The sequence below is a fragment of the Paenibacillus sp. VTT E-133280 genome (genome assembly GCF_002264385.1).
Taxonomy (GTDB): Bacteria; Bacillota; Bacilli; order Paenibacillales; family Paenibacillaceae; genus Paenibacillus_AQ; species Paenibacillus_AQ nitricinens.
In genome coordinates, this window is record NZ_NFUX01000046.1 from 1 (window position 1) to 13648 (window position 13648).

Consider the following 13648-nt stretch of genomic DNA (forward strand, 5'->3'; position numbering starts at 1 on the left):
GCTTACGAAGTGAGTTTTACTTCGTAAAACTTTTAAGGAGTGAAAAGATGTCTGACAACCAAAAGTTGACTGACGTGATCATGCCGCAGCTGGCGGAATCGCTAGTATCGGCGACGATCGGCAAATGGCTGAAGAAACCGGGCGATCCGGTAGAGCAATACGAACCAATATGTGAGCTTATTACAGATAAGGTAAATGCTGAATTGCCTTCAACGATAGATGGAGTTATGGGTGAACTATTGGCGGAAGAAGGTCAGGTTGTCAATGTCGGCGAAGTCATTTGTCGTATTGCCGTGCCTGTGACTGCACCTGCTGCTGTAAACGTGACTAACACAAACACAGTTGCAGCTAATAATGCTGCGGGTCAAAATGCGAATTCAACTGCTAGCGATACGATGCGTGCACGCTACTCTCCTGCGGTGCAGACTTTGGCGGCTGAGCATAACATCGATCTGAATTTAGTCTTGGGTACTGGTATGGGCGGTCGAATTACCCGTAAGGATGTGCTGACCTTCATCGAAAGTGGCGGAGCTACATCTCCAGCTTCGATTTCTGCTAGTCAACCTGCACCAGCGGTGTCACAACCGCCTGCTCCTCAGTTCGTTCAAGCTGAAAAGAAGAAGACGGAAGAGCCTCTTCGCCAATCGGGTTTACATTTGAGTGAATCTCCTCGTATTCCAACAATTGAAGTCGAGGGTGGCCGAGGCAGCAGTTCGGAATACCTGATTGATGTAACACCAATCCGGAATACAATCGCTACAAGAATGCGCCAAAGTGTCTCGGAAATTCCGCATGCTTGGACAATGATTGAGGTAGATGTGACTAATCTGGTCGCACTGCGCAATAAACATAAGGATGAGTTCAAGCGCAAAGAAGGTATCAATCTAACCTATCTGGCTTTCATGATGAAGGCTGTTGTGAGTGCGATTAAGGATTACCCGATTATGAACTCTGTCTGGGCTGTAGACAAAATTATTGTCAAACGTGATATCAATATCTCGTTAGCGGTAGGTACTGAAGATTCGGTTATCACTCCTGTAATTAAGAAGGCTGATCAGAAAAATATTGCCGGGCTGGCACGTGAGATTGATGAATTGGCACAAAAAACCCGCGAAGGCAAACTCAGTCTGGAAGATTTGCAGGGAGGAACTTTCACTGTAAATAATACCGGCTCATTTGGCTCCATTCTTTCTTATCCAATCATTAACTATCCACAGGCAGCGATTTTAACGTTTGAATCGATTGTAAAAAGACCTGTGGTCATAAACGATATGATAGGTGTGCGATCAATGGCTAATATTTGTCTGTCGCTGGATCATCGGATTCTGGACGGAGTAATTTGCGGTCGTTTCTTGCAACGCGTTAAGGATAACATCGAAGGATATACCCCGGATACGAAACTTTACTAAAAAATAATAACGAGCCAAACTGTGCAGGCATGAGACTGAAAAAGGGGACCTGACGGTATGAATATTTCGGATAATCGTAAGCTGCAGATTTCATATGACCCTATTATGGAGTATGGGGAGGCATGGGATCTGCAAAAGGAAAGTGTGCACGCCATTGATGCTGGTGAGCAACCGGAACGATTGATTCTTTTGCAGCATCCGCCTACCTATACTATTGGTTCACAGAATCATCCCGAACATCTTCTTCTAGATGAAGAGCAGCTCAAAGAAAAAGGAATTGCGCTGTTTGAAATCGACCGGGGAGGAGATATTACATATCACGGACCGGGTCAGCTAGTAGGTTATCCGATCCTTATGCTCGGTGAAGAAGGTAAGGTTGATTTACGCGGGTACTTGCGCAGTCTGGAAGCAGTGATTATTGATTATTTGGCATCCTACGGAATTGTAGGGGAACGGAAGCCGGAGTATACAGGGGTATGGGTTGGCGACGAGAAAATCTGTGCCATTGGTGTCAAGTTTAACAAAAGCAAATTCCGAAGAGGGTTTGTAACTAGCCATGGTTTTGCCTTTAACATTTCTGAAGGGATATCTGGACACGGCTTTCAAGGAATTATTCCATGCGGTATCACTGAATTTGGAATAACCTCCCTAGAAGAATGTGCAGGTCGTCGTTTTGAACTTCAAGATGTGGCCAAAGAATTGGTTCCGTATTTTCTAAGACACTTTCCTTATGAAGAGCAGGATGAGTTCTTCGGCACTATGGTTTAAGGTTGAATAACGAACTAACAGGCAAGCCAAATAGCGGCAAGGGAGTCCCTAGCCGCTATTATCAATGTTCCTTGTGTAGATATTAACCTGCAAGGAAAGGCTCGATAACCATAAAGAGCGTAGAGGCAATCATGGCGAACAACATGACGTAGATGAAGATTTTGAACCATTTATTACGTTGCATGAGTAACTCCTTTAGATTTAGTTTAAGTTAATTGCATGAAGATGGTCTTTCTGTACAACCATTGTAACGTATTCACGAAAGAGAGGGAAGTCCAGTGATTTCACAAGACAGATTGATTCAAGAATTTATGGAGCTTGTCCAAGTTGATAGTGAAACAAGAAATGAACGGCAGATTGCCGATGTGCTCAAGAGCAAATTTAACGCTCTTGGCTTAGAAGTTACCGAAGATGATTCCCAGGAAAGAACTGGACATGGAGCGGGTAATCTGTTCATTACCTGGCCGGCTGTGAACGTTGGATCTGCACCTAAGCTTCTGTTCACTTGCCACATGGATACGGTTGTCCCTGGACAAAATATCAAGCCTACGCTCGGCGCGGATGGATGGATTACAAGTGACGGCACTACGATTCTTGGTGCAGACGACAAAGCGGGTCTAGCTGCACTGTTCGAAGCGATCAGAGTGATTCAAGAGCAAAAATTGCCACATGGTCAGATTCAGTTCGTAATTACTGCGGGTGAAGAATCTGGATTGCTGGGTGCACGCTCGATGGATCCGAGTCACTTGGATGCAGACTTCGGTTTCGCACTCGATTCTAATGGTGAAGTCGGAGCGATTGCAGTTGCGGCACCTACACAAGCTAAGATTACGATGCAAATCTTCGGTAAATCTGCTCATGCAGGTGTTAATCCAGAAGACGGCATCAGCGCGATTCAAGTAGCAAGCAAAGCAATCGCTGCCATGAAGCTTGGACGGATCGACAACGAAACGACTGCGAATATTGGTAAATTCGCTGGCGGCGGACCTACGAATGTGGTGTGCGATCACGTTCAATTGGATGCAGAAGCACGGAGTATCGTGCAGGAAAAGGTTGGCGATCAAATTGCTTCGATGCGTGAAGCACTGGAGACCACTGTCCGCGAATACGGTGCAGAATGCGAATTCCGCAGTGAAATTATTTATCCAGCTTTCAGCTTTAATGAAAATGATCCATTGGTACAGCTTGCACAACGGGCTATCACTTCTATGGGTCTTACACCGCGTCTGTTCCACTCTGGTGGTGGAAGTGACGCTAACGTGTTCAATGGCTTAGATGTTCCGACCATTAACCTAGCTGTAGGATACGAGCATATCCATACCACTAAGGAACGGATTAAAGCCGAAGATATCGTTAAAGTGGCTGAGCTTGTAGTGAGTATTGTTAAAGAAAGCGTAAAGGGATAACCGTCTTATAAAATAGCAGAGCAGTGATCCTACCGAAATGGAGGATTGCTGCTCTGCATTTTTTATGGGGAGTTTAATACAGCCAGATTTAGCCTTATGAAGAGGTGCGTATAAGATTTAAAACATAGCTCGAAAAAAAGACTGAGGTGCCCCAGCAGCCATTTCTTGGCTTTTGGGACACCCCTATATTCGGATGCACTTGTATGATTAAATCCTAAAGGAAAGAATGAATTTACCCTGCTTTGGTTGGAATGAACTTGGATTGATCCTTTAGGGAGAGAATGTAGGAGAGAGGCATATCGGGCCCATACCGCTCTATCCACCTAGCTAAGATGGCTTTGATTTCCTCCGGTTTACCTACCATTGTAACTGCGGCTGAGCTTGTACGGCTGAAGATTTCGTTCATCTGAAATTCCTTCTTTCCCTTTAAGTTTGCTATAATACACCGTATGCACAATAGAGAAAAAGGAGACCAGAAACTTTATGGGAGAACAACATTTGCACAGCAAACCCGAGCTTGATGAAGTGACATTGTCTACCCAGCCTGTTTTTGATGGGAAGATTATTTCTTTACAGGTGGACACAGTGAGACTGCCTGATGGAAATACAGCCACACGTGAAGTTGTGAAGCATCCCGGCGCCGTAGCGGTGCTTGCTTTAAACAACAACAAAATGCTTGTTGTAGAGCAATACCGTCAGCCTATGCAACGCACTGAAGTAGAAATTCCGGCAGGGAAGCTGGATAAAGGTGAAGATCCATTAGTTGCGGCTGGTCGTGAACTTCAGGAAGAGACTGGCTTTCACAGTGGAGATCTGAAATTGCTTAAATCCTTCTATACTTCTCCCGGCTTTGCCGATGAGATTATTCATTTGTATGTGACTACTAATGCAAAGCCAGGGGATATGTCCCTGGACGAGGACGAATTTCTAGAAGTTTCGGAGCTTACCCTGGAGGAAGCGTATCAATATATGGCTGACGGGTGCATCGCGGACGCGAAGACGATGATGGCAGTGTATGCTTGGCATCTATACACGCTGACTGGCCAATGGAATTAACAACTGAACTGAAGAGCTTCTATTGCGATTTGCATGTTCATATTGGACGAACGTCGGAAGGACAAGCGGTCAAAATCAGCGGCTCCCGCGAGCTTACCTTTGCAGGCATTGCCAAAGAGGCTGCAGAGCGCAAGGGACTGGAAATGATCGGTATTATTGATAGTCATTCACCTGGCGTTCTACGTGATATGGAGCGTTCCTTGGAATCTGGAGAGATGACGTTAGCTGAAGGTGGAGGGATTGCTTACCGAGGGACTACGATCATTCTGGGAACAGAGATTGAAATCCGCGAGCCTGGGCGAAAAGAGTGCCATGTGCTTGCCTACATGCCGGACTTGGAGCGCATGACCGATTTTAGTGCGTGGATGAGCCGCTATATGCGGAATGTGAATCTAAGTTCTCAGCGCCTGTATGCTCCGGCTAGGGAGCTTCAGGATGAGATTTATGGGCGGGGAGGCATTCTTATCCCTGCACATATTTTCACGCCTCACAAGGGCTTGTACGGCTGTGCAGCGGAGCGTATGGCAGACATCTTTGATCTGGATCGCATAGCAGCAGTTGAGCTAGGGCTGAGTGCAGATTCGGAAATGGCGGGTTATCTTTCTGAGCTGGATGACTTCACATTCCTAACGAACTCTGATGCGCATTCACTGGGCAAACTAGGCCGTGAGTATAATGTCATGGCGTTGGCACGACCTTCATTTGCTGAACTACGACTCGCACTAGAACGTAAGGAAGGGCGGAAGGTAACTGCCAATTTCGGACTTAACCCCCGGCTTGGTAAATACCACCGAACCTACTGCGGAGGTTGTGGCAGTATTATTGACGAAGCTTATGTCACATCGGAACGCTGCCAGTATTGTGGCAGTCTTAAGCTGGTTAGAGGTGTATTCGACCGGATCTTAGATATTGCGGACCGCAAGACACCGATAGTACCTGCTGATCGTCCACCCTATCATTACCAGGTTCCGCTTGAATTTATCCCGGGGTTAGGGAAGGCGAAAATGAACGCGTTACTGCAAGCGTTTGGAACTGAGATGAACATTTTACATGGTTGTGGTGAAGCGGAAATTGCCAGCGTTATAGGTGCGGATTTGGCGTCGATGATCGTCCAGGCCCGCTCTGGAATTTTGGAGCTATCGGCAGGCGGTGGAGGAACATACGGTAAAGTCGTACAACCTGGAAAGTAGAGTTATTGTCCTAAGGACAAGTCATATCGCGGGACGTTTTCTCATATGGTGTAACATGTAACCGGAAAGGGGAACGTCTCGATGCGTAATTTAAGGCTGATGATGAAGGAACAGACGCCTCTGTATATTTTTGTCGGCGTATTATTTCTGGTAGGTGTTGTATTTGGAGCTCTTATCGTTAGTGCGCTTACGATGGATCAGCAACAGGAGCTGGGGGATTATCTAGGGAATTTCTTTGTAACGGTTGATCAGCAGGGTCTATCTGCAGCACCTGATTCGTACTGGAGTATAGCGGCCTTAAACTTAAAATGGATTGGGCTGATCTGGATCCTTGGATTATCAGTCATTGGGTTGCCGGGAATCTTGATTCTTGATTTTTTAAAAGGGGTACTGATCGGCTTTACAGTCGGTTGTCTAGTCAGTCAATATTCTTGGCACGGGATGCTGTTCGCACTAGTCTCTGTGGCTCCGCACAATCTGGTACTGATCCCTGTGTTGTTAGTAAGTAGTGCAGCAGCGATCGCCTTTTCCTTGCAGATGATTCGTAGCCGAGTGTTAGGACAACGCCGGACGCCAATAACTCGGCCTTTTACGATGTACACGATATTGTCACTTGTGATGGCTCTGTTGATTCTGGGCATTTCTAGCTTTGAGACCTATGTTACGCCGATCATGATGCGCTGGGTTACACCTTCACTTGTACAAGCAGTGACTACCTTGGGCTTGCAGTAAAAGCGTTTGACTTCTCAAAGCGACACCCCCTATAATGGAAGAAGTGGTTTGAAGACCGGTGAGGTAATTTTCCAAGGGGGAGGGAGACAATGGAAGCTCGAATAGACAAAATTAAGCAACAGTTACAATCCCAAGGATACAAGCTTACACCCCAACGGGAAGCGACCTTAAGAGTGCTGCTGGAGAATGAGGAAGATCATCTTAGTGCAGAAGATGTTTTTATGCTCGTGAAAGAGAAAGCTCCCGAGATCGGTCTTGCGACTGTATATCGTACCCTGGAACTTCTTAGCGAGCTTCACGTCGTAGAAAAGATTAACTTCGGTGACGGTGTCGCCCGTTATGATCTGCGAACAGATACTGCGAAGCACCATCATCATCATTTAATTTGTGTGCAATGCGGTAGTATGGATGAGATTCGCGAGGATTGGCTAGGTCCGCTAGAAGAGCGATTGGAGAAAGAATTTAATTTCTCAGTGCTTGATCATAGACTTGATTTTCATGGGATATGCTATCGGTGTAGCGATAAGAATAATTCAAACGGAAATCCGTCCTAAGTCATCTTATAATGAAATTCACTTCATAAGCTCTCCCCGGTTTTTTTACCGGAGAGAGCTTTTTAAATGATTGGTCTATTGGAGGTATACATATCAGTCCGTTTTAGTGCATAAGGTGAAGGACGAGCAGATCTTAACTGTATGTTAAAGGGAGGCGTCCTTATGATCGTTTCTGTGCCCAAAACCGTTCGAAAGCTGTATTTTATGATCATGTTTGTAGCTCTAAGCTATTTACTTTACAGTGCTATGAGCTGGCTTGGTGAATGGATCAGTCCGATAGAGAATTATGGAATTCCTGAAGGCACTGCTGTTCGGGCTTTTGATCATGCCGATCGTGGTGATGATGGTCTGGATACAAGACAGCGTTTGCGCTTCTATTACTGGTATGGAGAATGAAAGCTTCTCAGGAAGCAGGAACAAGCGAGAAGAATGTCGAAGAAAACAAGGTGGATTCATGCAGCGTATACTAAATGTACACATCTGCAGAGCCCTCATGCTGAATGTGCTGCAGGAAGTCACTATGAGTAGCTGCGCCAGGACAGGAGCGTGAAATAATGAAGTCACACTTGCAGCCGTTTTTACATTATTTGTCCGGAGATAAAGGCTTGTCCCCGAATACCCTGGAATCTTACGGTAGGGATGTATCGCAGTTTCTGGAGTTCGCTGAAGAGCGGGGGGCTAGTCAGCCTGATGAGATCCGAAGATCGCATGTGATATTATATCTTGGCTCATTACGCGGAGCTGGCCGAGCAACTGCAACGTTGAACAGGAACGCAGTGTCCCTCCGTGCTTTTTTTCATTACTTGCTGAAGGAACGTTTGATTGAGCAGGATCCAACACTGGACATGGAGACCATGAAGCCTGATAAGAAACCTCCTATGGTGCTTACCATTTCGGAAATAGAGCAATTATTGGCTGCGCCGGATGTAAGTACGCCACAAGGGATGCGCGATAAGGCTATGCTGGAATTACTCTATGCAACAGGTATTAAGGTCTCTGAATTAATCTCACTTAACGTGGATGATGTGCACACGGATATGAAATTTGCGCGTTGTACAGGAACTTCTGGAAAGGAGCGGGTAGTTCCCATTGGCACCCTTGCAGCTGAGAGTGTATCGGCTTACACTTCACTTATGCGGGACAAGCTGCTTCGTGATCACCAGGAGGAACCAGCCATGTTCCTGAATAGTCTAGGCGGAAGATTAACCCGGCAAGGCTTTTGGAAAATCATAAAAAAATATGCGCGGGAAGCAAACATTGAGCAGGATATTACACCGCATACACTTAGGCATTCCTTCGCAGCCCATTTACTGGAAGGCGGAGCAGATTTGCGTTCCGTACAACAAATGCTGGGTCATGCCGATATTTCGACGACTCAGATTTATAACGGTATAGCCCGTAAGAATATGAAGGAAGTATATGAGAGCCACCATCCTAGAGCTCGATAATTCTGCTGTAAAGATGCTTTTTGTGAGTAAGATGGTTATGATGGAATCATACTGAAAGGATAGACTGGGGAATGATCCGCAGGTTATCTTTTAGCAGAAACGGATACCTGATAAGCGGTACATTGTATCGCTAGCTTCGGAAGCGTATGTCTTCTGGAAGACGGTACAGCCGTTTCTTCTTGTTGGTACGAAAGAATATCTATACTAAAAAAGGAGTGAAGACAACAATGTCCTCATTTAAACGAATTGGTTTTATTGTTCTAGATAGTGTTGGTATCGGTGAAGCACCAGATGCTGCGAATTTCGGTGATGCTGGGTCGCACACGCTTGGTCATATATTGGATCGTGTTCCTGGTTTGAAGCTTCCTAATCTACAGAAGCTCGGGTTAGCTAATATTGCTCCGTTGCCACCACTAGAGCCTGTAGCTTCACCAACAGGGTACTACGGCAAAATGCAGGAAGTATCTGTAGGTAAGGATACGATGACCGGACACTGGGAGCTAATGGGGCTGAAGATTGAGGTTCCTTTCAATACGTATCCTGATGGTTTTCCAGCAGAGTTGATTGAGAAGTTCGAAGCGGCAACTGGTCGTAAGGTAATCGGTAATAAACCAGCTTCCGGTACGGAGATTCTTTTTGAATACGGTGAAGAGCAAATGAAAACCGGTGCTTGGATTGTCTATACCTCTGCGGACAGCGTGTTCCAGCTTGCTGCACATGAAGATATTATTCCGCTTGAAGAACTATACAGTGCTTGTAAAATAGCCCGTGAGCTGACAATGGCTCCAGAATTCTCGGTGGGTCGCGTAATTGCTCGTCCGTATGTTGGAGAACCAGGGAACTTCGTTCGGACACCAAACCGGCATGACTATGCGGTGAAGCCGCCGGAACCAACGGTAATGAACGCGCTGGCTGATATTGGTAAGGATGTTATAGCGGTTGGTAAGATCAACGATATCTTTACAGGAGAAGGGGTTACAGCTTCTTATCCAACGAAGAGCAATGAACATGGAATCGAAGTTACTATTGAGCAGCTTCGTCAACCGTTTGACGGTTTTCTGTTTACGAATCTGGTGGATTTTGATTCTTTATATGGACATCGTCGGGATCCAGAAGGTTATGGCCGTGCACTGGAAGTATTCGATCAGGCGTTGCCTGAGATTCTATCCACGCTTGGTGAAGATGATCTGTTGATTATTTCTGCAGACCATGGTAACGATCCGATCCATAGTGGAACTGATCATACCCGTGAATACGTGCCGCTCTTAATCTATAGCCCACGGTTTAAACATCCGGAAAGTTTGGGCATTCGTGAAACCTTCTCTGATGTAGCTGCAACCATTGCTGATAACTTTGGTGCGAAGGCGCCGCAGTATGGGACAAGCTTTTTAGCGAAACTGCAATAAAAGGGTTGCGGGTTGCTCCGCAACATCAATGAAGGAGGATCATCCATGAGCGCGTTAACACAAAAAGAAATTCAAGAAGCAGCCATTTATATAAAAGACAAATGTCCGGTGGCTCCGGAAATTGGATTGATCCTTGGTTCAGGTCTCGGTGTGCTAGCAGACCTTATTACTGATGGAGTAAGCATTCCATATGATGAGATTCCTCACTTTCCGGTATCTACTGTAGAGGGACATGAAGGCGAGCTATTAATTGGTATGATCGAAGGCCGCCGAGTTGTGATGATGAAGGGCCGCTTTCATATGTATGAGGGGTATGGGCCAGAGGTAACGGCATTCCCAGTACGGGTTATGAAAGAGCTTGGTATAGCCAGTTTACTAGTGACGAATGCAGCTGGTGGAGTGAACACTGATTTCACACCGGGTGATCTTATGCTTCTTACGGATCATCTTAATATGACTGGACGGAATCCTTTAATAGGACCTAATGATCCTGCACTTGGTGTGCGCTTCCCAGATATGTCGACCGCCTACAGTCGCCGCCTGATCCAGGTAGCGAAGGAAACGGCAGCTCAGCAGAATTTCGAGTTCAAAGAAGGCGTATATGCAGGTCTATTGGGCCCTTGCTACGAAACGCCTGCTGAAATCGTAATGCTTCGTACGCTAGGCGCCGATGCTGTGGGCATGTCTACTGTATCGGAGACCATTGTTGCTCGTCATGCAGGTATTGAGGTATTGGGCATCTCCTGTATTACTAACATGGCCGCGGGAATCCTGGATCAACCACTCAATCATGAAGAGGTGATGGAAACTGCAGAACGTGTGCGTGAACGTTTCTTGAAACTGGTCTTAGGCTTTATTCCGAAAATGTAATTTGGGATACTTCATATTGAATTACTGGAGGTCATATCTATGATTCAAGAAATTATGATTGAGCCAATGACGCATGAACAGGTTGTAAAAGTACTTAATATGACGAAACCAAAATATATCGGATTTGCTCGCGCAAATGTCCGTGAAGAGCAGGTGTAAGATGAGAGCTGTCGATATTATTCAGAAAAAAAGAGACGGTGGAGAGCTTAGTCGTGAGGAAATATCCTTCCTAATTCAGGGTTACAGTAAAGGTGAAGTTCCTGATTATCAGCTTTCTGCTTGGGCCATGGCGGTTTATTTCCAAGGTATGAACGCACGGGAGACCGGTGATCTAACGATGGAAATGGCGATGTCCGGTGATCAAGTGGATTTGAGCCCAATCGCAGGCATTAAGGTGGATAAGCACTCCACAGGTGGAGTGGGAGATAAAACAACCGTGGTGCTTGCACCGTTGGTAGCCTCTGCTGGAGTACCCGTAGCGAAGATGTCCGGCCGCGGACTTGGGCATACAGGAGGTACACTTGATAAGCTGGAGTCGATCACTGGTTTTTCTGTAGAGATGGATCGCGAGCGATTCTTCGATCAAGTAGGGGAGATCGGAGCTGCCGTGATCGGCCAGTCGGGCAACATTACACCCGCTGACAAAAAGCTGTATGCCCTTCGGGATGTAACAGCAACTGTTGAATCCATCCCTCTTATTGCAAGCTCAGTGATGAGCAAGAAGATTGCAGCGGGTGCAGACGCCATTGTACTGGATGTCAAAACCGGCAGCGGTGCTTTTATGAAGACGCTTGATGATTCTATTGCGCTTGCCCAGGCTATGGTGGATATCGGCACCCATTTGGGTCGTAATACCGTTGCGATCATCAGTGATATGGATCAGCCACTGGGTTACGGGATCGGAAATGCGCTGGAAATTAAGGAAGGAATCGAGACCTTGAAGGGTCATGGTCCTAAAGACTTGCAGGAAGTATGCCTTATTCTGGGCAGCCAGATGCTTGTTCTTGGCGGTAAAGCCAAGGATGAAGCGGAGGCTCGTTCGATTCTGATGACACATATTGAAGATGGCACAGCGCTGGAGAAATTCAAACAGATCGTGAGTGCGCAAGGCGGAGATGTTTCGCAAATCGATGATCCGGAGAAACTCCCTGCTGCTAAACGATTCATTGAAGTGAAAGCGAAGACTAAGGGTTACATTGAGGGGATTCAAGCAGAAGAAATCGGCATTGCTGCTATGTTGCTTGGTGCAGGACGTGAAACCAAGGAATCTGTAATAGATTTGGCTGTAGGTATTCAACTCTCTAAAAAAGTTGGAGATGCTGTAGAGATTGGGGATACACTTGCAGTATTGCATATCAATGATGCCAGTGATAAGAAAGTAGAGGAAGCTGAGGGCAAGGTATTAGAAGCTTACCGCATTACTTCTGAATCGGTTCCACCATTACCACTGGTATTCGCGCTTGTTACGAAGGATGGGGTAACACGGTACTAGCCAAGGAAATATAATTATTGTCATGACAAAGACCTGAAATAGACAGTAAAACAGCGAGCCTCCCGTAATAGGAGGCTCGCTGTTTTATGTTTTTGACGGAGCAGCTACAAAATGCTTATCGATAAGATTGAAAATCTGAGAAGCCCCGCTGCTTGTATTACATAATACGACCACAGTCTCTCCACTAGCCGGATAGATAGCCGATCGGAAGGAAACGCCGGGATCGTAGCCCATAATGTGAAACTTGAACACTTTTTCTTCTCGGAGGGTGATCCATACACCATAACCATAATAGCCTTCACCATCCACATGTATGTGGGGAGTAAGCAACAATGAAGTGAGTACTGGACTCAAAAGGGTATGGTTCATTAGCGCGTTCCAAAATAACTGCATGTCGGGAGCGGTAACGAAAGCTCCACCGTCAGCGCCTCCTTTTACCGGGATTGAATAGATGTTGCTTCTCCAGCTACCGTTCTCTTCCTCTATGTATCCTAGTGCACAGTTGGCTGGTAAGGCATCTGACGTAAAGTAACCGGATTGCTCCATTCCGCAAGGCTTAAAGATGTGAAGCTCCACATAATCGGAAAAGGACATTCCACTTAAATCCTCCACCAGAAGACCTAGCACGATATATCCGGCATTGTTGTAGTGGAATCGTTCACCAGGGGTCCACATCATGGGGAGGTTTCGAAACATCGGTACAAAGTCTTCCAGCTGCCGTAAAGTATACATAGGTTGTGTCTTCCACAATTCTTCGAAGTCATCCATGATTGTTTCATCAAAATAATCTGGAATCCCAGAGCTATGCGTAAGCAACTGATGTATGGTGATTTCAGAACTAAAGAGAGGGAACTCTACCTTTTTCAGATAGTCTGATAATCTGCTTTCGAAAGAAATCAATCCCCTTTCGACCAGTTGAGAGACGGCAATTGCTGTGAATATTTTACACCCGGAAGCGATCCCGAACCGAGTATGAATATTGTTTTCGCGCTTATCCGACTTATTGGCATAACCGTGACAGCTGCTGGCGATTTCTTTATCATATTGTTTTGCTAGTACTACGCCTGAGAAATCGTTCTGTTTTGCTTCTGTTTCAATATAAGTTTCAAGTGGGTTCATTCGTATTTCTCCTCTGTAAGACAGTTATAGGTTCATAGATAGCATTCGTGAAAGCCTACGATTTACCTTTAAAAGTCCTAAAATGAGAACGAAAAAAATGGGAATACTTTAAATTTGAAATATTATTTAATCTCCCCTATAATAAAAATGCTCTGCAACTGCTGCTGGGCTTTTTTTAATTGATGACATCCTTCCTTC

General features: G+C 45.8%; 15 protein-coding genes. 12 read left to right on the forward strand and 3 right to left on the reverse strand.

All coding sequences use genetic code 11. The features are described from left to right. Window positions 1-47 precede the first annotated feature (47 nt). Together CA600_RS19195 and lipB are read left to right on the forward strand one after the other, a co-directional pair. On the forward strand, window positions 48-1409 hold the full coding sequence (locus CA600_RS19195; protein WP_094872109.1) for a dihydrolipoamide acetyltransferase family protein: 1362 nt from the start codon (window positions 48-50) through the stop codon (window positions 1407-1409). Between the two features lie 57 nt (window positions 1410-1466). Continuing rightward, on the forward strand, window positions 1467-2177 hold the full coding sequence (gene lipB, locus CA600_RS19200; RefSeq protein ID WP_094872111.1) for a lipoyl(octanoyl) transferase LipB: 711 nt from the start codon (window positions 1467-1469) through the stop codon (window positions 2175-2177). 82 nt (window positions 2178-2259) lie between these two features. Here lipB and prli42 read toward each other — a convergent pair whose 3' ends face one another. Beyond that, window positions 2260-2361, reverse strand: coding sequence for a stressosome-associated protein Prli42 (gene prli42 / locus CA600_RS19205; RefSeq protein ID WP_094872112.1), 102 nt, complete (start codon window positions 2359-2361; stop codon window positions 2260-2262). A 94-nt stretch (window positions 2362-2455) separates the two neighbouring features. On the opposite strand from prli42, the gene CA600_RS19210 reads away from it, so the two are divergent. Next, on the forward strand, window positions 2456-3583 hold the full coding sequence (locus tag CA600_RS19210) for a tripeptidase T (protein ID WP_094872114.1): 1128 nt from the start codon (window positions 2456-2458) through the stop codon (window positions 3581-3583). Window positions 3584-3815: 232 nt separating this feature from the next. Here CA600_RS19210 and CA600_RS31305 read toward each other — a convergent pair whose 3' ends face one another. Continuing rightward, a complete protein-coding gene (locus CA600_RS31305) occupies window positions 3816-3989 on the reverse strand; it encodes a hypothetical protein (RefSeq protein WP_179281665.1) in 174 nt (57 codons plus the stop codon). 77 nt (window positions 3990-4066) lie between these two features. Between CA600_RS31305 and CA600_RS19215 the strand changes: the two genes are divergently transcribed. The 9 genes from CA600_RS19215 (at window position 4067) to CA600_RS19255 (ending at window position 12331) form a co-directional block, all read left to right on the forward strand. After that, on the forward strand, window positions 4067-4639 hold the full coding sequence (locus CA600_RS19215; protein WP_094872115.1) for an NUDIX hydrolase: 573 nt from the start codon (window positions 4067-4069) through the stop codon (window positions 4637-4639). Next, window positions 4630-5829 carry an endonuclease Q family protein gene (locus CA600_RS19220; protein WP_094872117.1) on the forward strand — a complete coding sequence of 400 codons (1200 nt, stop codon included), beginning with the start codon at window positions 4630-4632 and terminating at the stop codon, window positions 5827-5829. The genes CA600_RS19215 and CA600_RS19220 overlap by 10 nt, the downstream gene beginning before the upstream one ends. A gap of 81 nt (window positions 5830-5910) precedes the next feature. Next, window positions 5911-6561: a stage II sporulation protein M gene (gene spoIIM / locus CA600_RS19225; RefSeq protein WP_094872118.1), complete on the forward strand. Its 651-nt coding sequence runs from the start codon at window positions 5911-5913 to the stop codon at window positions 6559-6561. A gap of 89 nt (window positions 6562-6650) precedes the next feature. After that, window positions 6651-7115, forward strand: coding sequence for a ferric iron uptake transcriptional regulator (fur, locus tag CA600_RS19230; protein ID WP_094872120.1), 465 nt, complete (start codon window positions 6651-6653; stop codon window positions 7113-7115). Window positions 7116-7277: 162 nt separating this feature from the next. Next, on the forward strand, window positions 7278-7511 hold the full coding sequence (locus CA600_RS19235; protein WP_042129742.1) for a DUF4227 family protein: 234 nt from the start codon (window positions 7278-7280) through the stop codon (window positions 7509-7511). 158 nt (window positions 7512-7669) lie between these two features. Beyond that, window positions 7670-8563: a site-specific tyrosine recombinase XerD gene (gene xerD / locus CA600_RS19240; RefSeq protein WP_094872123.1), complete on the forward strand. Its 894-nt coding sequence runs from the start codon at window positions 7670-7672 to the stop codon at window positions 8561-8563. Between the two features lie 227 nt (window positions 8564-8790). Next, entirely contained in the window at window positions 8791-9969 is a 1179-nt protein-coding gene (deoB, locus tag CA600_RS19245) for a phosphopentomutase (RefSeq protein ID WP_094872125.1), read from the forward strand. Between the two features lie 45 nt (window positions 9970-10014). Continuing rightward, entirely contained in the window at window positions 10015-10839 is an 825-nt protein-coding gene (locus CA600_RS19250) for a purine-nucleoside phosphorylase (RefSeq protein ID WP_076284512.1), read from the forward strand. Window positions 10840-10999: 160 nt separating this feature from the next. After that, window positions 11000-12331, forward strand: coding sequence for a pyrimidine-nucleoside phosphorylase (locus CA600_RS19255; protein WP_094872127.1), 1332 nt, complete (start codon window positions 11000-11002; stop codon window positions 12329-12331). An 84-nt stretch (window positions 12332-12415) separates the two neighbouring features. Here CA600_RS19255 and CA600_RS19260 read toward each other — a convergent pair whose 3' ends face one another. Beyond that, complete coding sequence (locus tag CA600_RS19260; protein WP_094872128.1) at window positions 12416-13450, reverse strand: serine hydrolase domain-containing protein; 1035 nt, start codon at window positions 13448-13450, stop codon at window positions 12416-12418. Between the last annotated feature and the right edge of the window lie 198 nt (window positions 13451-13648).